The sequence below is a fragment of the Bacillus sp. AY3-1 genome (genome assembly GCF_008368785.1).
Classification (GTDB): Bacteria; Bacillota; Bacilli; order Bacillales; family Bacillaceae_G; genus Bacillus_A; species Bacillus_A wiedmannii.
This window is the reverse complement of the sequence record NZ_QORZ01000018.1, coordinates 140,466-158,608: the sequence shown is the minus strand read 5'-3', so window position 1 is coordinate 158,608 and position 18,143 is coordinate 140,466. Positions and strand designations below refer to the sequence as shown.

Here is an 18,143-nt window from a genome sequence, read left to right as displayed (position 1 = left end):
CAAGTTTGTAAAGAGTAAAAAACGACGAGTTAAGCCCGCCGTTACTTTCGCTCATCCTCTTCATCAAAAACTTCATCAATCATACATTTCTCTAATAAATACTCGAATGTAATATCTGCGAGATCTTCAATTTCTTCTCGTTTTGGGACGTACCCTCTTTCAATTAGTTGCTCATAAAAAAACTCCGCAATCTCTTCCGTATCAATTACGACCTCAATTTCCTTCATGAGCATCACTCCTTTATTTCTGTTTTATGAAAAAATCTCAAAATTATGTATATGAGATTAGAAAAATAGTTTTTCTTTTTTTATAGGTCATATCCTTTGGACGAGATGCATACGATGGTAGTACAAGCTATCAAAAAAGGGGGATTTAATTATGGAATACCAATATGAGGTAGAACAAGAAGTAGGGCAAACAAAAGAAGAGTTCATGCATGAAGATCAATGGGCAGACTCTCTTATTAAATGGCTTTTTATTTTTTTAATAATTGTAGGCATACCTTATACTGCATATGTTGTTGTTCAATTCATTCTCTCTTTCTAGTTAACTATTTTTTCTCTGTCAATTTAACTAAATAATTATGAACAACATCCATAACAATTTTGTATTCTTCATCTTTAAATGTATCGAATAACAATTGATAATCGTTATAAATATCAAGTAATCCATCAATGATCTCTTGACGATTTGTCTTAACACTCACTTTTTTTGAGTTGTTAATTGACTTTAATTTCCCTAAATCTAATTTATTCATACCAGCTTTATCTTGTTTCATTTTCTTCAAAATTGCATTTGCCGTTTGAGCATTAGCAAGTAACGTTAAATCTGATTCATCCGCTTCTAACCATTCACCATCCGTAATTCGTGACAATTCGTATATAGTATCTTCCCATGCGTCATTTTTATATCTCCATACTTCTGTACGAAAACCAACAATTCGAAACACATCTTTATCGTATCCTGTTACTTGCACGAGATCACCAAATGTGAAATTATAATTTAATTCGATCCACTCAGTTTCACCTTTTTTCATATCTTGCTCTGAAACGTGCTGCAACGTTTGCTCTACGTAAAACCCATCGTGATTATTGACTTCGTATACGTAAACTCCATCCAAAACCTTCATATTTGTGATTTTACCAACGGTTCCATATAGCGTAATCACGACTATGTCCCCTACGTTATATTTAGGTTGCTTTTTTCTCGCCATCTATATCTCTCCTTTTTTTGACGTCGTGATTTTGATAACAGTATATGCAACCTACATAAAAACGCTTATCACAGAAGCGTATATTCATAAATTTTTTCAATAAAAAATATCACCGTATAAAAAAATTATTTACAACGTAAAAAAAGCTAGCAAATAGACTAGCTTCACGTCAAAAATTTCATATAGTTCTTATCTCTCTTGTATGTATAAATCCCAAGCTTCATCAAATATAGACATACTTTCTAGCAATCCACTTAACTCTAAGTATGAACTAATTTCATCATAATCTTCAGATTGCTTTGGAAAGCTTAAATCATCATACATTGCTTCTGCTAAATTCGATACTTCATTACTAAATAAAGCTGCACGATGCTTCATCATATAGTGGTAAAATGTCTTTTTCAAAAATATTCCCTACCTTTCTAACTTGGATACATTATACAAGGCAAAAAAGAAAAAAACCAGCATAAATGCTGGTTAAAAGTCGAAATAATTTCTTTTTAATAGACGTGGTCTTCCCATTAATTCTTCATATGTTAGTTGTTTTGGTAAATCTTTCGTATAAATTAGAAACAATTGATCTTCTATTTCTTTCACTGTTTGATCTGCTTGATAGTCCATACCACATGAGGAACAAGAAATGCATGGTGTCTCTTGGATTTCAATGGCTTTCGTACCATCTGGTAATTCCCAATATACAGTATTCAAGCTTTCTTTCGCTTCTGTACTGTCACACCACATACAATTCATACTGCATCACCCTCATTTTTTTTGTCGTTTTCTTCTAATTTAGCCATTTGCGATTGATACTTTTTATCTTTAAGTTGATCACGCTTATCACGTTTATCTTTTAGTGATGCATGAGTGTCATTATCTTCATAGTCTTTACGACGGCTCATACGCTGTAAGTCGTCTGGAACAAGGTTAAATTTCTTATCACTCATAAGACCTGCGATACCAACATCTGAACGTTTTTCTTCGTAGTTTGGATAGATTTCTTTAAAGTACCCTTCTGCTCTTCCTGGGATATAGCTCTCTGGCTCTGGATACGTTGTAATAACACCTTCAAAGTTACGAAGCACAACTTTATCTGCACTTTGCGAAATTAAATAGTTTGGTTGAAGCGCAATTTTCCCGCCGCCTCCTGGTGCATCTACAACGAATGTTGGAACCGCATAACCAGATGTATGACCGCGTAAACCTTCAATAATTTCAAGACCTTTAGATACTGGTGCACGGAAATGACCAATACCTTCAGATAGATCACATTGATAAATGTAGTATGGACGTACACGGATTTTTACTAAGTCATGCATAAGTTTTTTCATAATTGGAACGCTGTCGTTAATACCAGCTAAAATTACTGCTTGGTTTCCGACTGGAACACCAGCATTCGCTAGCATTTCACATGCTTTTTTCGATTCCTCTGTAATTTCAATAGAAGTATTGAAATGTGTATTTAACCATACTGGATGGTATTTTTTAATAATGTTACATAAGTTTTCTGTAATACGCTGCGGGAATACTACCGGCGCTCTCGTTCCGATACGAATAATCTCGACATGCGGAATCTCTCGTAAATTTTTTAATACATATTCTAAAATTTTATCGTTAATAAGAAGACCGTCTCCACCAGAAATTAATACATCTCGTACTTGTGGTGTATCACGAATGTAACCAATTGCATCATCTAATTGTTTCTTCGGCACACCCATTCCAATTTGTCCACTAAAACGACGGCGTGTACAGTAACGACAATACATAGAACATTGATTCGTTACTAAGAACAATACGCGGTCTGGGTAACGATGTGTTAGACCTGGAACTGGTGAATCTTCATCTTCATGAAGCGGATCTTCTAAATCATATTTTGTTTTATATAACTCTTCCGAGATCGGTACAGATTGCATCCGAATCGGACAGCGTGGGTCATCAGGATTCATTAGCCAAGCATAGTACGGTGTAATATTTAACGGGATCGTTTTTGTTGAAATTTTAACGCCTTCTTCTTCTTCAGGTATTAAATTAATCACTTTCTTTAAGTCATCCAAAGTTTTGATCGTATTCGTTAATTGCCAAACCCAGTCATTCCATTGCTCTTCAGTAACATCCTTCCACAACTCGATATCCTTCCAGTGACGATTTGGTTTGTATACATCATGTAACATTGCTATTCCCCCTTTTTATACGCTCATCCTTTATATAAGCAATAGTTATGCCAACTTTACATTATTGATAAGTAAATGTACGGTGAACGCTATTACATAAACGAAAAAATATTTGTAAGCACTGTATAAAATCCATACATACTATCATATTCATTACTTTTTATATATGTAAACGCTCTTTTATTGGTGCAAACACACAAAAACCGCCAATTATTCGGCGGTTTTGTCGTACTTACTCAATTTATATTGAAGCGTTTGGCGAGGGATACATAACATTTTTGCAGCTTGTAATATATTCCCTTCCGTTTCAATTAACGCTTGATCTATTAATTCCTTTTCTGTTTGATGAAGTGCTTCTCTAAGTGGCAATATGCTCTTCTTCTTTGGCAAATTCTCTTTCCGAAATGTACGCGGTAAACAATTGGCTGTTAGTGTATCCCCTTCTGCAATAATGACAGCATGTTCAATCGTATGTTTTAGCTCACGAACATTGCCAGGCCATTGATAAGCTTGTAGTCTTTCTTTCGCTTCCTTATCCATTTGAAGTACACCTTTTTTATAACTTTTATTATATTCGTTCAAAAAATAAGACGCTAATAATAAGACATCCTCAGTTCTTTCACGTAGCGGCGGAATATATAATGAAAAGACATTTAATCGATAATATAAATCCGTACGAATTTTATTCTCTCTTAAACATATTTCTGGTGGCTGATTCATTGCAGTAATAACGCGAACATCTACTTTTCTCGTCTTATTATCACCAATTCGACGAATAACACCATCTTCTAATACACGTAGCATTTTCGCTTGTAAATCGAGAGGCATTGAATTCAGTTCGTCTAAAAACAATGTCCCACCATCTACAAGTTCAAATAATCCCGCTCGTTCAATTGCCCCAGTATAGCTACCTTTCGTCGTTCCGAACAATAAACTTTCTAATAGCGACTCTGGCAAAGCTGCGCAGTTTTGTGCAATAAATGGCTTGTTCTTCCGTTTAGAAGCTTCATGAATCGCTTGTACAAATAACTCTTTCCCTGTTCCTGTTTCCCCGTATATTAAAACATTTGCATCAGTTGGCGCTACTTTTTGTGCTAATTCTTTCGTCTGTTTAAATCGAGCATCATCCGTCACAATCGTCTCAAATGCAACATGCTTTTTAATTGCTTTTTTTCTAGATGACCGCTTTATTTTTGACTGCAAATCTACAATTGTATCCGTAAGTTTTTGAACTGTGGAATAATCCTTTGCAATTTCAACAGCCCCAGCAATATTTCCATCTATAAAAATAGGTAACGTCGTATTTACTGTACAAATGTCTTCCCCATTTAAATTTTGATAATGCTGAACTTGATGAACGATTGGTTTTTTTGTATCTAACACTTTCATTAACGTACTCGTTTCCCTAGATAAAGAAGGAAACGCTTCTAACAAATGTTTTCCTAACACTTTTTCAATTTTTGACCCATCGTGTTTTGCAGCTACAGTATTATAGAAAATTGTAATACCATTTTCATCTACTGCGTGTATAGCCTCATCAATACTGCCCAAAATCGCTTCAATGACTTCTTGTGTCGAAACTGCTAGCAATGTCATCCCCCCTTTTGCCGAAAATCCAGCAATCACATGCCGAATTTCCGGCATACCTATATGCGATTATAAGCATGACGATTCCGTTCTATTTTTTATACCGTACTATTTAGACAAATCTTTCACCCATATATTCATATCTTCCAGCTTATTGAAAATGTAGCAATTGTTCGCCAGTCTTCCTGTATACGTATAACCTAACTGATGAAAGGCCGCATTCATTCCGAAAGAAAGCGATCGAGCAATTGTATAGGAGCAGAAAATCGATTTTTCTTGCAGTTCTTCTTCTAACTTAATTAGTAAACTTTTCATAAACCCATGCTTACGATATTCGGGTAAAGTAGCACAATTCGTTAATTCTGCATTTCCTTCTTTTATATTCATTTCTGCAGATGCTGTACTAATTATTTTCCCCTCGAATTCGTACACATAGTATATTGTATCGTCTTCCTTCATCGTTTGTTTTACATAACTCGCTTCGTTTAAAGGAGTCGGATAAACTTCAAATACTTTTCCAAAGACAGCCGCTAATTCTTCCGCATCCTCTTCTGTCGCTTTTCTTAATAAAAATTTCTCTGGTACTATTTTTTCCTTTACTTCTTTCGCTTTAACACCGCTTAAAATGGTATCTTCCTCAGCCCAATGAATACTATTTCGTCTTTCATCATTAATAAATTTCACGAAGAAGTATGCATCGTGACCTTGAAAATAATGCGGTATTGTTGCTTCCAATAAAAAACCGAAAGAGAGCCATGTAGAAACATGCTCTCCCTTTCCTTTAATAATACATTTAGTGAAAGAATGCTTCTCTGCTAATTCGTCAATTGTTTGGATAATCCTCTCAATATTTCCTGTGTAGTGGTCTACTCGAATACGTTTATTAAAATAATCTAAAACGCCTTCTACTGTATAGTCATTCGTCTGTTCTCTAAAAGATTCATAGTATTTCATTTTTTCACCTCACACCAATCTAGTAATGTACATGCAATAATTTTTGCGGCAGCTATCATTTTATCAACTTCTATATATTCGTTTGGATAATGTGCTACTTTCGTCTCTCCTGGACCAAATACTATCGTTGGTACACCTGCGATTTGTGTAAATAAACCTCCATCAGTCCCCCACGGAGATGCTTCAATAATCGGTTCATTCCCTTCGATTTCAACAAAGTTATGCTCTAGTGTCGTAATTAACTCATGATTTTCTTCTAGTTCACCAGGAACCCATCTCGCTCCAAACCATTCTACTTCTACAGGATTTTCAACAAACCAATTGTCCACATTATTTAATTCAGCGATCCAATTCTCGAACTCTTCTTTTGCTGCCTCTATAGTCTCATTCGGCGCAATACCACATCTTCCTTCTAAATTTAATGAATCAGGAACAGAACTTGGCCAGCTCCCACCTTCAATTTTCCCAATATTAATTGGAATTGGAATCGGGATTCCTTTAAATAACGGGTCTGTAATTCGGTCATTTCTCTTCACTTCCAATTTTCTCAAATGATCTACAACAAACATACTTTTTTCAATTGCACTTACTCCTTCATAACGCGTTCCACCATGTGCTGCTTTGCCTTTCACATGTAGACGAAACCACATGGACCCTTGTTGTTTCGGGAAAAACTTCATATTTGTTGGTTCTGGAATAATGACACCATCTGCTTTATATCCTCGTAATATAGTCGCTAATGTTCCTGCCCCGCCGCTTTCTTCTTCAATTACACTTTGAAAATAAATATCTCCTTTTAATTCAATACCAGATTCAATAATAGCTTCCATCGCAAGCATCAGTGCGACATTGCCGCCTTTCATATCCGTTGTTCCACGACCATATATACGATTCCCTATTTGCTCACCACTATAAGGGTGATGGTCCCACTGATTCACATCTCCTTCTGGTACGACATCAATATGTCCATTTAATATCATAGATTTCCCGTCGCCACTTCCTTTTAAAGTTGCCACTATGTTCGGGCTATCTGAAAAACTTGTACGCGGTGATACAAAATAAGGATGATCTTTCATTTTAGAAAATGAAGGTTCCCAAATATCAAGATCTAAACCTAGCTCACGTAATTTTTCAATTACAATTGCCTGCGCACCACTTTCATCACCAGATACGCTTTTTTCTTGAATTAATCGCTTTAAAAATTTTACGCTTTCCTCTTCATGACTCTCGATATAATCACAAATTTTCTTTTTTAATTGCTCCATATATTACATCTCCCCTCATTCGATTACTAGTAAGTTAGAGCCAATTTTAAAATCAGCTTCTGTATGTTGTTTTATATCTTCCACTGTGTATGGACTCATTAATTCTTGTAAAACGAGTCCACCCTGCGTCACTTCCATAACTGCCATATCCGTAATAATTAAATCTACACATTTCTTTGAAGTTAATGGTAATGTACACTCCGAAACAATTTTTGCATTTCCGTATTTATCGACATGATTCATCACAACAACGACCCGCTTCGCTTTTTGTGCCAAATCCATCGCTCCCCCAATACCTGGAACTCGTTTTCCTGGTACAATCCAGTTCGCTAAATCACCATTCTCACTTACTTGTAATGAACCAAGAATCGTTATGTCTAATAAACCTTTTCGAATCATCCCAAACGCTGTGCAACTATCAAAATAACTCGCTCCTGTAATAAGAGAAGTCGGTAAACCTGCTGCGTTACATAAATTTTCGTCTTCATTCCCTTTTCTTGGCGTAGGTCCCATACCTACAATTCCATTTTCCGCATGAAACATAACGTTTATATCGTCAGGAAGATGATTCGGTACAAGCGATGGTATACCAATACCTAAATTTACAATCATACCATTTTGTATTTCTTTCGCCGCGCGCCTAGCAATCTTATCTCTCACTTCTACGCCCATACCCATTTCCAATTCACTCCTTCCGACGGTACGATATAATTTACAAATACTCCTGGGACAACAATTTCTTCTGGATCTAAACTTCCAAGTGGAACGATTTCTTCTGCTTCTACAATCGTTATATCCCCTGCCATAGCTACGTGAGGATTCATATTACGAGCACTTTTATCAAACACAAGATTACCAAACGGATCCGCTTTTTTCGCATATACAATTGCAACCTCAGCAGTTAATGCTGTTTCAACTAAATATGTCTTGCCATTCATTTCAACTGTACGTTTTCCCTCTTCTACAATCGTATCAACACCTACATCAACTAATACACCTCCAAGTCCTACACCACCAGCGCGAATACGCTCTGCTAATGTTCCTTGAGGAGAAAACTCGATTTGTAACCTTCCTTCGTTTAGCTGTCTTCCTGCATTTGGATTTGAACCAATATGTGAAGTAATTAATGATTTTACTCTTTCATTCGTAACAAGACGACCGATTCCTACATCAGGAAATCCCGTGTCATTTCCTATTAAATTTAAATTTGTAACTCCTTTTTCTAAAATCGCCTGTATTAAAGATGGCGGGGATCCAATCCCCCCAAATCCTCCAAACATTAATGTCATATCATCGTGGAACAAAGAAATTACTTCCTCTATCTCTTTTAATTTATCGAATGTATTCGTAATAGTTGTCATGCGATACTATGCCCTCCTTTTTGCATCATTTCTTCTACACTTTTTGCAAAAATTGAAAGTAATTCATCTAACTCGGAATATGTAGTTGTCATCGGCGGTGCTACAAGCAGTGCACTATCTTCTTTTCCTGCTTGCCCTGAAACAGCTTGGTATAAAAGAAGACCATTTTTAGCTGCAACCGAAATAAGTTCCGACGCTTTTGTAAACGGTTGCAATTCTACTCCAATCAGCAACCCTTTTCCGCGCACATCAGCAATGATTGTCGATTGTTGCTGAACTTTCTGTAGTCCTTTTATTAAATACTCTCCCTTTTCTGCTGTTTTTTCAGGTAGATTATGTTTCTCCATATATTCAATAACAGCTAGAGCTGTTGCTGCAGATAATGGATTTGCACTTAACGTATGCCCACTCATTACAGAACGCGATCCACGTAAAATTGGCTCCATAACACGGTCACTTACAATCGTCGCTGCCATCGGTGTATATCCAGCTCCTAAACCTTTACCAAGAGTCATAATATCCGGTTCTACACCCCAATGCTCCATCGCAAACCATGCGCCAGTACGACCAAGCCCTGTCATTACTTCATCAGCAATAAATAAAATATCGTAATGACTACAAATATCTTTAATGACTTTATAATATTCTTTCGGCGGAACGACTGCTCCTCCAGCTGCTCCGATAATCGGTTCAGCGATAAAAGCTGCGATATGTTCTGCACCAATTCTTTCAATTGATCTTTCTAGTTCAGTCGCACAAGCAAGCTGACAAGTTGGATATACCTTTTGCACCGGACATCTAAAACAATATGGAGCTGGAATAGTTGGATAATCTTCTAAAATTGACACGAAACGTTGTCTGCGCAGTGGATGCCCAGACATTGATAAGGCTCCCATCGTAATACCGTGATAACTCATCCATCGTGACAAAATTTTATGCTTCCCTTGAATACCTCGCTCTTGAAAATGCTGGATTGCAATTTTCATAGCTGTTTCATTTGCTTCCGTACCACTATTCACAAAAAAGCTCCAGTTCAAATCTCCTACACTTAAATCGCTTAATTTCTTCGCTAATTTTTCAGCTGGTTCACTCGTGAACTGTGATCTATAAACGAAAGCAATCTCCTCTGCTTGCTTTTTTATAACATCTGCAATCTCCTTTACGCCATGCCCAATACCTGCCGTAATTGCCCCTGACGAGCCATCAAAATATTTATTTCCGTTTTGATCATACAAATACACACCTTTTCCATGTGAAATCATTGGATACGGCTGACCAACAAGTGGTTTAATTAAGTAATCGCGCATAGCGCTCCCCCATTTCTCCAATTTGTATATATATATGAAGAAAATTGACGTTTCTTTCATAAAAAAGAACCCTCTGCGAAAGCAGTGATTTTATCAAAAAACTATTATAAAATATACAAATGAGTGCTAAATATTAATTTCAAAAACAGAAAATTCGGAACTTAAAACAAAGACCAACCCTTATCTATACGCTCCAATAACCCTCCTTTATATAAAATAAACGCTTCACTACATATTTTCTTAACATAATATCAGCTTCCCTCAATTGCCGACATTGTGTAAACTTCGACGAAACTCCCTTTAAACTCCTTCCTATTCTCCTACTTTATATTGCATATTTTCAAACAAATATCGACAATTAATCCTACTAAATGCATAGCAATTATTTTTATAGAAACCTATATTTTACATACATTCTCCTCCGTTTTATACAATAAAAAAAGAACCGATTAACCACATTAATCAGTTCGGCACGACGCTCTTTTATCGGTTAATACTGCCACTTGCTAACGTAAATAGAAAAAATAATGTTACAAATTCAAAATTCATCCTACATCGTAAAGCACAAAATCGTCCATAACTCCACAATTCCTTTTTGGATATCCCCATCCCAATATTTTATTCCTTTCCTTATGTTTAAACTACCTTTCCTTTATAATTTATGTAGGACAATTATCACTTTGTATGTGTATTTGCCCATTATTAAAAAAATCCCTAGTTTTCTAAGGATTTTTGGACATGTTTTCGATATGTTACTTCATACGCTCTTAAGGTTTTTTATTTCGAAATATACGTTGTAATCGGTACATCATCATCCAACATAGATGATATATTGCTGTATACTCTAGAAAATTATAAGGCTCTTTCGCCTAAAAAACACTTATCCATAAGCAATACTCTTTATTAATTTTCAACTTTTCTCCTTCAAAAAACAATTTTTTCGCATAACCTCTTTCTTGTTAAGCATATAGTTTTAATGATGACAAAGGAGGAATATTCATGTCTCAATCTGAAATCGAAAAATATGGACAAGAAGCTGCACGTTACGAACAGCTCGCTCGTTACTATCAATTTAAAAATCCGAAAAAATATGTAGAACTATATATGAAATATTACGATGCGCTTACGAAACTTGTACAGGCGTATGAAAAAAGAGATTCACAAGAAGCTGCTTTACCGTCACACATACGTTTTTTTCACTCTGCTTCCAATACACCTGCGGTTGACATTTTAGTAAACGGGCAAAAGGTTATTAAAAATATTTCATTTAAACAATTTAGTCCCTATTTAACATTAGTGCAAGGTAAATACCGTATAGATATTGTCCCTGTTGGAAATGAAACTCCCATCTTTTCAGCTTTAGTACCAATAATGGGGAATCACACTTATACTTTTGCCGCAATAAATAGTGATAATCATCTACAACTACAACCTATGCTTGATAATACACATTTACCAGCTGGTCAAGCAAAAATACGCTTTGCACATTTTTCTCCAGATACCCCTGTTGTAAATGTAGATTTAAAAGGTGGAGATCATTTATTTGAAAATGTACTCTTTAAACAAATAACAGATTTTTTGGAAGTTAGTCCTGGTACAGCAGATATTGAAGTTTCACTCGCCGATAATCCCAGCGTCTTACTAACTATACCGAATTTCAAAGTCGAACCGAACATCATATATACAATTTCACTTTTAGGTTATTCAACTAAAGATCCTAAATTAGAAGCCGTTATACTTACGAATTAAAACAGTCTACACCATTCATTTGGTGTAGACTGTTTATTTTTGAAATACAATTTGAAATTCTGTCCATTCGTTATCTGAACGGCACATGATAGACCCATTATGTTTTTCTACAATTTGTTTACATACAAATAATCCAATACCAGTTCCTAACTTTTTAGTAGTTACAAATGGTTCGAAAATCATTTCTACACTTTCAGCTGGAATCATTGGCCCATTATTTTTTATCACAATTCGAATCGATTGATCTTCTTCAAATACATCAATGATAATTTTCCGTTCTTCTTTCATTGATTCTAGAGCGTCAATTGAGTTCATTAATATATTTAAAAATACTTGTCTCACTTCACTCCGATAGCCAACAAGTGGAATTGGATACGGTAAATTCTTTTCAATCGAAACATTTGCATTGACCAAACTCGGATATAAGAACTGTATAATATCTTGAAACAAATCATTAAGCCAAAATTGTTCTGATTCATTCCACATTTCTTTTTTCGATACGAGTAAAAATTGCGAAATACGAAAATTTAATTGGTCTAATTCATGCGAAATAATATCTAAATAAGATAAACTTGGATGATCTGCCTTTAATAATTTAACAAATCCCATAATTGAAGTGAGTGGGTTACGGAATTCATGTACAAAACTTGCTGACATTTGCCCTAAAATCGTCAGCCTTTCTTTATGTGTTTCGTTAATATATTGCTGTTTTTCCTCTAAATTTTTTGATATAATTTCCGAGTATTTTAAAACAGTATAATAAATTAATTTATCAAAACAAGTATGTATTTGGGCCATAATCGGTTTCAATTCACGTGCGCTAACATCTAATTCACACATCGCTTCGAAAAGTTCATTTCTTCCCACATTTGCATTATAAACAAAATCTCCAATATTCGCATCTGCCCCTGCACGTTCAATAGCAATTTTCTCGCATAATGGCTGAAGATAATCTATATCTTTTTCTTCCATAGTAAGTTCGATAATTAACTCTAATAAATCCTCTCCATTTTGAACTGCTTCTAGTTTAAATGGATCTTTATCGGAAATTATCATTTTGTTTTTCCAGTTCTCAACGAATTGGTGCCTGTTGTTTTTCAAGTGCGAACAAAATACTTCTTTAATATCCTTATCGATTGGAAAAACCCCCATTCCCTCCATTTCCATGCGACGAACACCCTTTATATTTTGAATATTAACACAAAAAATGCGATTCGTTAATAGATTATTGTCACATTTTGTTAATATGTGTTGATAAAATTTTTAATGTCTTTATTAATTGTTTAGATTGATACATTCCATTTCCCTTCCTTTCATTCAAAGTTTTTTACATTCGATGCGACTTTTTTTGCATCCTGCTTCATTCTTTCGTACAATAGAAAATGAAAGGTGTGAAAAATATGGTAAATAAAAATGTGGAAGATTATCTCCAAGAAGGCATTTACGGCCAAAAGCAGAACAAACCAGAAGAACGTAATATGTATTTAACTACGTTACGTGAGCGTGTAGAAATCGCTTTAACTATCGGTCAAGTAATGCAAAGTAATGTATATTCTGAAGTAGCTAGTAGCATGCGCTCTTCTCAATCATTACAAATATTCCTAAATGGTGGCATTGCTTACCCACATTTATCAAAATACATTAAATTAGCAAATGAAAAAAATGTTCCTTTTACAATTGTTCAAAATAAAGGCATAGAAACACCAATCGGTTTAGTATTATCTCATAGCACTGCTGTTGACAAAGAACAAATTTATGTAGAAGATGCTATTTTCAAACAAGAAATGAATTAAAAGGTACACTTGGTTAAATTAAATCGTTCCGAGAAACGTAAAACAAACAATAAAAAAACGAGTATGGAATCGTAAACATTTCCAGCTCGTTTTTTATTAGGATGTTTAAGCTCGATCTACTTTATTTTTTAATACACACTAATTTCATTTCTGTCATTTCTTCTATTGCATATTTAATTCCTTCACGCCCCGTACCACTTTCCTTAACACCACCGTAAGGCATATGATCTACCCTAAACGTTGGAATATCATTAATCATGACACCACCAACCTCTAGCTCATCAATTGCACGCATTGCTTTAAACAAATTATTTGTAAACACACCTGCTTGTAGACCGTAACGTGAATGATTTACTTGCTCAATTGCCTCATCAAATTCTTTAAATGTATTTACTGTCATGAGTGGACCAAATACTTCTTGGCACTGAACAGATACATACTCTGGAACATTTGTTAATACAGTTGGTTCAAAAATCCTTGCATCACGTTTCTTACCACCGTATAAAACAGTAGCACCTTCCTTAATAGCTTCTTGCACCCAAATTTCTATTCGCTCTACATCTTTTTTCGAAATTAAAGCCGATACGTCCGTTTCTTCCAGCAATGGATCACCAACAACAACTGTTTCCATCGCTATCTTTAGCTTTGAAAGAAATTCATCCATTCTCTTTTCATGTACAAAAACACGTTGTACCGAAATACAAACTTGTCCATTGTTTACATATGCTCCCCATTTTACACGTTCAATTACTTCATCTGTTAATTCTACATCTTCATCAATAATAACAGCAGCATTTGATCCCAGTTCCAACGTAACACGCTTTAACCCAGCCTTTGCCTTAATTCCAATTCCAACTTTTGGACTTCCCGTAAAAGTAATGGAAGCAACATCATCATTTGTAACTATCGCCTCACCTACAGTTGAACCGGGACCAGAAATAATATTTAAAGCTCCTTTTGGCAATCCTGCCTCTTCAAATAATTCAACTAATGCGTAAGACGATAATGGCGTTTGATCAGCTGGTTTTAACACAACTGTATTTCCGGCAGCAATTGCAGGGCCGACTTTATGTGCCACTAAATTTAATGGGAAATTAAATGGTGTAATAGCTCCTATAACCCCTATCGGTTTTCGTATTGTGTATGCAATACGCCCATCTGCACCAGGTGCTGCATCAAGTGGCAGTGTCTCGCCGTATATACGCTTCGCTTCTTCCGCTGCAAATTTGTATGTCTGAACGGTACGATCTACTTCTCCCCTCGCAGCACGAATTGGTTTTGCAGCCTCTTTTGCAATAATCTCTGCAAATTCTTCTCTTCTTTCATCCATTTTTTGTGCAACCTTCTCTAAAATAGTCGCACGATCATATGCAGATAATGTATTCATTTTTTTCATTGCATTTTTTGCAGCAGTAACAGCCTCTTGTACATCTTCTTCCGTTCCTTGTGCAATTTCCGCTAACGTTTCTTCAGAATATGGTGCGTATAATGGTTTATAAGTGTTTACAGACTTCCAATCTCCATTTATATATAAATGCTTTTTCATAACTCTTCCCCTTCCAAATATATGTATACAACAATATTTCACCTAGTGAAAGGTCTGACTTATGCCATTGTATCATAGCCCTCATTCTGCCAAAAACATTATGCTCAAAAAAACCCTGCCATATAGCAGAGTCTACGAACTAATTTGTTCTTGAAATGGAATTTGTTTTTCATCTTCTAAAATAACAATTGATTCTACAGTTTTTGTAACTTCTAATCTCTTTATATAGTGTCCATCTAATTCTTTTACACAAAACTTATAATTTTCAATTTCAATGAAATCCTCTTCAGCAATTTCTATATTCTTCGTTAAAATCCAACCACCGATTGTATCAACACCATTATCATCAATTGTTAAACCTAATAACGTATTCACTTCACTAACAAGCACTTTTCCCTCTAGTATTGTTTTCGTTTCACTAACTTGTTGAATTTCTGGCTGTTCATCCGTATCAAACTCATCTTGAATATCTCCCACTATTTCTTCTAAAATGTCTTCAACTGTAACAAGTCCAGACGTACCACCATATTCATCTATCAATATAGCAATATGCGTTCTTTCTTTTTGCATTTTTAAAAATAAGTCGTGTATTGGGATAGAGTCGATAACTAAAATGATTGGCCTAATATATTGCTCTACTTTCTTATTACTTACTGCATTATGCTGCACAAAATCTGTGAAAATATCTTTAAAGTTTACAAAGCCTATTACGTGATCTTTGTCCCCATCTACAACTGGATATCTCGTATATTTTTCCCGAGACATTTTTTGCAAAGCTTCTTCAGCAGGCATTTCTTTACTTATAATATGCATCTCAGTTCGGGGTACCATTATTTCTTTCGCTATACGATCATCAAATTCAAAAATTTTATTTACATATTTATATTCAGATTGATTAATCTCTCCATTTTTGTAACTTTCTGAAACTAACAACCGTAATTCTTCTTCTGAATGAACCTCATCGTGCCCTTTCGGTGGTTTCAGCCCTAACAACTTCGTAATAATTCGGGCTGATCCATTTAGGATCCAAATAAATGGAAACGCCATACGATAAAAGAAAATTAACGGTTTAGCAACAAACAAACTCACTTGTTCAGCTTTTTGAATCGCGAATGTTTTTGGGGCCAATTCCCCTATTACAACATGTAAAAATGTAATAAACAAAAACACTAAAATTACAGCAAAAATGTCTGCTAGTTGAGTAGAAATGTTCAAATTCACAAAAAGCGTGTCAAACATTTGCTTTAACGCCGGTTTACCAAACCACCCAATCCCCAGAGCTGTAACTGTTATTCCTAGCTGACAAGCAGATAAATATTCGTCTAAGTTTGTAATGACTGTTTTGACAGATGTTGCGCGATTATTTCCTTCTGCAATTAAATAGTCAATTCGTGAACTTCGCACTTTAACAATTGCAAATTCTGCTGCGACGAAAAATGCCGTTAAGGCAATTAAAACAATCACTATACTTATACTATATATGTCCAAATACTTCTCCTTACCTACATTGTAAGCAAGGAAGCCACCTCCTACTTAATTTTATTCAAGTGAAGTAAGCATTCTAATACTCTAAAAAAATTCTACATTAGCAACCACCTTTTTATATATTATATGCATACATAAAAAAGATATTTATCATTATGATAATCTAATTCATTTCCCTTAGTCAAATAGTTCTAAATCTTAGGATAAAATATTTTATATAAACGATATATTCTTCACAGCTTCATTTCGTGAAAAAACACTTTCTTTGCCGATTCCACACTTCTTTTGTCACACTAGAAGGGAACTTCCTTCATAGATCGAAATCATTCAACAGGATATATATAGGAGGGATTATTTTGGAATATAAAACACCATTTATCGCAAAAAAATTAGGTGTTAGCCCAAAGGCTGTTGTCCGGATTGCACAACAATTAAATCTTACGATAGAAAAAAATAAATATGGTCACTTTATTTTCACACAAGAAGATTTAGATCAAATGTTAGAATTCCATCTTTCACAAATAGAGCAGTCTCAAAACTCTCACCCTACTCAAAAAACATCATCAAATGATGTTGAAGAATTAAAAACTCAAGTAAATACAATTGTTCAAGACAAATCATCACATGAATTTGAGCAATTAGCAGCTCAATTAAACACTATTACGAGAAGGCTAGATCGAATGGAAGAACAAATGCAAGATAAGGCAAATGATGTTGTTACGTACCAACTTTTACAACATCGCCGTGAAATGGAGGAAATGTTAGAGCGAATTCAAAAGCTAGAAGCTTCCCTGAAGAAAGAAGAACCAATATATATTACTCCCGATTCAAAACCAACATATGAACGAGAAAAGAAGCCGAAGCGCCGCAAAATGATTTTTAGTATATTTGGATTATAATTTTTAGACCCTTATTAAAATAATAAGGGTCTTTTTTCATGAAGAATGACTTCATATTAAAATAGCATTCTCTTTATTATATATATTCATTTCGCTTTATTTTGTTAACATAATATTTTTACTGTATTCTGCGATTAATGCCTGTGCATGAGCATTCCCTTGAATCACATCTCGAAATTCTTTTAAAGAATACAAATGCGTAGCCCCTTTTCGGGCATGAATTCGCACTGGTACACCTTGTAAAGTATCATGAAACTGAAATGGCTTATCTACCGGTTCAATTGGGAAACCGAGTGTTAATAAATACATATACATTCTTTTTGTCACTGCTGCAATATACCATTCTGCTTTCGTTTCTAATGCATGCATAAATAAAATAGCTGTTAGTCTTTTGAAGTGTCCTCTCCCACGAGACGTTTTCGCAATACTCAACTTGCCTATTTCATACACATTTTTCAAATCTTTCACTAAATCATTTTTAGAAAACGGATAGAAAAACTCAGAATTCGATTGCTCTGGTTCCGTATACTTAATACATTCTACTGTACCAATATGATGTTCATCTTCTATTAATAAAAATCGTGATGGATTTAAATTACGTTCTACGAACATTAAGTTTCTTTCTTCACAAAAATCTCCCCATAGTTGCTCGAACCAAAAATGTTCTTCTTTTGTTTGAACACGCTGGAACATATTTACCCGCCTTTCCCATCGCCGCTCTGTTTTTGATAACGCTTTCACTATCTATCATATAAGAACAAATCTTCGTATGCAACTAAAAATATTTATGACTTATTATATTCTGTAAAACGAATT

19 protein-coding genes are annotated in these 18,143 nt (G+C 34.9%); 4 read left to right on the top strand and 15 right to left on the bottom strand.

What is annotated here, in order from left to right:
* Nucleotides 1-41: 41 nt before the first annotated feature.
* Nucleotides 42-227 (bottom strand): YozD family protein, encoded by a 186-nt coding sequence (locus DN389_RS19700; RefSeq protein ID WP_098190132.1) that lies wholly within the window; start codon nucleotides 225-227, stop codon nucleotides 42-44.
* Between the two features lie 151 nt (nucleotides 228-378).
* On the opposite strand from DN389_RS19700, the gene DN389_RS19695 reads away from it, so the two are divergent.
* On the top strand, nucleotides 379-546 hold the full coding sequence (locus tag DN389_RS19695; protein ID WP_000456535.1) for a DUF3930 family protein: 168 nt from the start codon (nucleotides 379-381) through the stop codon (nucleotides 544-546).
* A 4-nt stretch (nucleotides 547-550) separates the two neighbouring features.
* On the opposite strand, the gene DN389_RS19690 is transcribed toward DN389_RS19695, so the two are convergent.
* The 10 genes from DN389_RS19690 to DN389_RS19645 form a co-directional block, all read right to left on the bottom strand.
* Complete coding sequence (locus tag DN389_RS19690) at nucleotides 551-1,213, bottom strand: hypothetical protein (protein WP_000101496.1); 663 nt, start codon at nucleotides 1,211-1,213, stop codon at nucleotides 551-553.
* Nucleotides 1,214-1,402: 189 nt separating this feature from the next.
* Nucleotides 1,403-1,618, bottom strand: a complete 216-nt coding sequence (locus DN389_RS19685) for a YozE family protein (protein WP_000750728.1) — start codon at nucleotides 1,616-1,618, stop codon at nucleotides 1,403-1,405.
* A 72-nt stretch (nucleotides 1,619-1,690) separates the two neighbouring features.
* On the bottom strand, nucleotides 1,691-1,963 hold the full coding sequence (locus tag DN389_RS19680) for a YokU family protein (protein WP_000995761.1): 273 nt from the start codon (nucleotides 1,961-1,963) through the stop codon (nucleotides 1,691-1,693).
* Nucleotides 1,960-3,381, bottom strand: coding sequence for a lysine 2,3-aminomutase (kamA, locus tag DN389_RS19675; protein ID WP_000902134.1), 1,422 nt, complete (start codon nucleotides 3,379-3,381; stop codon nucleotides 1,960-1,962). Before kamA ends, DN389_RS19680 begins: the two co-directional genes overlap by 4 nt.
* 210 nt (nucleotides 3,382-3,591) lie before the next feature.
* Nucleotides 3,592-4,977, bottom strand: coding sequence for an arginine utilization transcriptional regulator RocR (rocR, locus tag DN389_RS19670; RefSeq protein ID WP_080377731.1), 1,386 nt, complete (start codon nucleotides 4,975-4,977; stop codon nucleotides 3,592-3,594).
* Nucleotides 4,978-5,076: 99 nt separating this feature from the next.
* Entirely contained in the window at nucleotides 5,077-5,922 is an 846-nt protein-coding gene (ablB, locus tag DN389_RS19665; protein ID WP_098190131.1) for a putative beta-lysine N-acetyltransferase, read from the bottom strand.
* Entirely contained in the window at nucleotides 5,919-7,187 is a 1,269-nt protein-coding gene (locus tag DN389_RS19660; RefSeq protein ID WP_046955707.1) for a peptidase, read from the bottom strand. The genes ablB and DN389_RS19660 overlap by 4 nt, the downstream gene beginning before the upstream one ends.
* 15 nt (nucleotides 7,188-7,202) lie before the next feature.
* On the bottom strand, nucleotides 7,203-7,865 hold the full coding sequence (locus tag DN389_RS19655) for a CoA transferase subunit B (protein WP_000525267.1): 663 nt from the start codon (nucleotides 7,863-7,865) through the stop codon (nucleotides 7,203-7,205).
* A complete protein-coding gene (gene atoD / locus DN389_RS19650; RefSeq protein WP_000208097.1) occupies nucleotides 7,850-8,548 on the bottom strand; it encodes an acetate CoA-transferase subunit alpha in 699 nt (232 codons plus the stop codon). Before atoD ends, DN389_RS19655 begins: the two co-directional genes overlap by 16 nt.
* Nucleotides 8,545-9,855, bottom strand: coding sequence for an aspartate aminotransferase family protein (locus DN389_RS19645; RefSeq protein ID WP_001205889.1), 1,311 nt, complete (start codon nucleotides 9,853-9,855; stop codon nucleotides 8,545-8,547). The genes atoD and DN389_RS19645 overlap by 4 nt, the downstream gene beginning before the upstream one ends.
* A gap of 999 nt (nucleotides 9,856-10,854) precedes the next feature.
* On the opposite strand from DN389_RS19645, the gene DN389_RS19640 reads away from it, so the two are divergent.
* Nucleotides 10,855-11,604: a DUF4397 domain-containing protein gene (locus DN389_RS19640; RefSeq protein WP_000083266.1), complete on the top strand. Its 750-nt coding sequence runs from the start codon at nucleotides 10,855-10,857 to the stop codon at nucleotides 11,602-11,604.
* A gap of 33 nt (nucleotides 11,605-11,637) precedes the next feature.
* On the opposite strand, the gene DN389_RS19635 is transcribed toward DN389_RS19640, so the two are convergent.
* Nucleotides 11,638-12,771: a BA2291 family sporulation histidine kinase gene (locus DN389_RS19635; RefSeq protein WP_000425100.1), complete on the bottom strand. Its 1,134-nt coding sequence runs from the start codon at nucleotides 12,769-12,771 to the stop codon at nucleotides 11,638-11,640.
* A gap of 233 nt (nucleotides 12,772-13,004) precedes the next feature.
* Between DN389_RS19635 and DN389_RS19630 the strand changes: the two genes are divergently transcribed.
* Nucleotides 13,005-13,397 carry a YueI family protein gene (locus tag DN389_RS19630; protein ID WP_098190130.1) on the top strand — a complete coding sequence of 131 codons (393 nt, stop codon included), beginning with the start codon at nucleotides 13,005-13,007 and terminating at the stop codon, nucleotides 13,395-13,397.
* A 121-nt stretch (nucleotides 13,398-13,518) separates the two neighbouring features.
* Here DN389_RS19630 and DN389_RS19625 read toward each other — a convergent pair whose 3' ends face one another.
* Both DN389_RS19625 and DN389_RS19620 read right to left on the bottom strand, forming a co-directional pair.
* On the bottom strand, nucleotides 13,519-14,943 hold the full coding sequence (locus tag DN389_RS19625) for an aldehyde dehydrogenase family protein (protein WP_046955704.1): 1,425 nt from the start codon (nucleotides 14,941-14,943) through the stop codon (nucleotides 13,519-13,521).
* A gap of 132 nt (nucleotides 14,944-15,075) precedes the next feature.
* Nucleotides 15,076-16,431: a hemolysin family protein gene (locus DN389_RS19620; RefSeq protein WP_002108356.1), complete on the bottom strand. Its 1,356-nt coding sequence runs from the start codon at nucleotides 16,429-16,431 to the stop codon at nucleotides 15,076-15,078.
* 353 nt (nucleotides 16,432-16,784) lie between these two features.
* Between DN389_RS19620 and racA the strand changes: the two genes are divergently transcribed.
* Complete coding sequence (gene racA, locus DN389_RS19615; RefSeq protein ID WP_000456016.1) at nucleotides 16,785-17,327, top strand: chromosome-anchoring protein RacA; 543 nt, start codon at nucleotides 16,785-16,787, stop codon at nucleotides 17,325-17,327.
* 96 nt (nucleotides 17,328-17,423) lie between these two features.
* On the opposite strand, the gene DN389_RS19610 is transcribed toward racA, so the two are convergent.
* Complete coding sequence (locus tag DN389_RS19610; protein WP_000487799.1) at nucleotides 17,424-18,020, bottom strand: hypothetical protein; 597 nt, start codon at nucleotides 18,018-18,020, stop codon at nucleotides 17,424-17,426.
* Nucleotides 18,021-18,143: the final 123 nt, after the last annotated feature.

Excerpts from the sequence above, each read along its gene's own strand:
- DN389_RS19610 (WP_000487799.1), bottom strand. The coding sequence starts at position 18,020 with ATGTTCCAGCGTGTTCAAACAAAAGAAGAACATTTTTGGTTCGAGCAA.
- ablB (WP_098190131.1), bottom strand. The coding sequence starts at position 5,922 with ATGAAATACTATGAATCTTTTAGAGAACAGACGAATGACTATACAGTA.
- DN389_RS19640 (WP_000083266.1), top strand. The coding sequence starts at position 10,855 with ATGTCTCAATCTGAAATCGAAAAATATGGACAAGAAGCTGCACGTTAC.
- DN389_RS19630 (WP_098190130.1), top strand. The coding sequence starts at position 13,005 with ATGGTAAATAAAAATGTGGAAGATTATCTCCAAGAAGGCATTTACGGC.
- DN389_RS19660 (WP_046955707.1), bottom strand. The coding sequence starts at position 7,187 with ATGGAGCAATTAAAAAAGAAAATTTGTGATTATATCGAGAGTCATGAA.
- kamA (WP_000902134.1), bottom strand. The coding sequence starts at position 3,381 with ATGTTACATGATGTATACAAACCAAATCGTCACTGGAAGGATATCGAG.
- DN389_RS19655 (WP_000525267.1), bottom strand. The coding sequence starts at position 7,865 with ATGGGTATGGGCGTAGAAGTGAGAGATAAGATTGCTAGGCGCGCGGCG.
- DN389_RS19695 (WP_000456535.1), top strand. The coding sequence starts at position 379 with ATGGAATACCAATATGAGGTAGAACAAGAAGTAGGGCAAACAAAAGAA.
- DN389_RS19625 (WP_046955704.1), bottom strand. The coding sequence starts at position 14,943 with ATGAAAAAGCATTTATATATAAATGGAGATTGGAAGTCTGTAAACACT.
- rocR (WP_080377731.1), bottom strand. The coding sequence starts at position 4,977 with ATGACATTGCTAGCAGTTTCGACACAAGAAGTCATTGAAGCGATTTTG.
- DN389_RS19690 (WP_000101496.1), bottom strand. The coding sequence starts at position 1,213 with ATGGCGAGAAAAAAGCAACCTAAATATAACGTAGGGGACATAGTCGTG.
- DN389_RS19700 (WP_098190132.1), bottom strand. The coding sequence starts at position 227 with ATGAAGGAAATTGAGGTCGTAATTGATACGGAAGAGATTGCGGAGTTT.
- DN389_RS19635 (WP_000425100.1), bottom strand. The coding sequence starts at position 12,771 with ATGGAAATGGAGGGAATGGGGGTTTTTCCAATCGATAAGGATATTAAA.
- DN389_RS19680 (WP_000995761.1), bottom strand. The coding sequence starts at position 1,963 with ATGAATTGTATGTGGTGTGACAGTACAGAAGCGAAAGAAAGCTTGAAT.
- DN389_RS19645 (WP_001205889.1), bottom strand. The coding sequence starts at position 9,855 with ATGCGCGATTACTTAATTAAACCACTTGTTGGTCAGCCGTATCCAATG.
- atoD (WP_000208097.1), bottom strand. The coding sequence starts at position 8,548 with ATGACAACTATTACGAATACATTCGATAAATTAAAAGAGATAGAGGAA.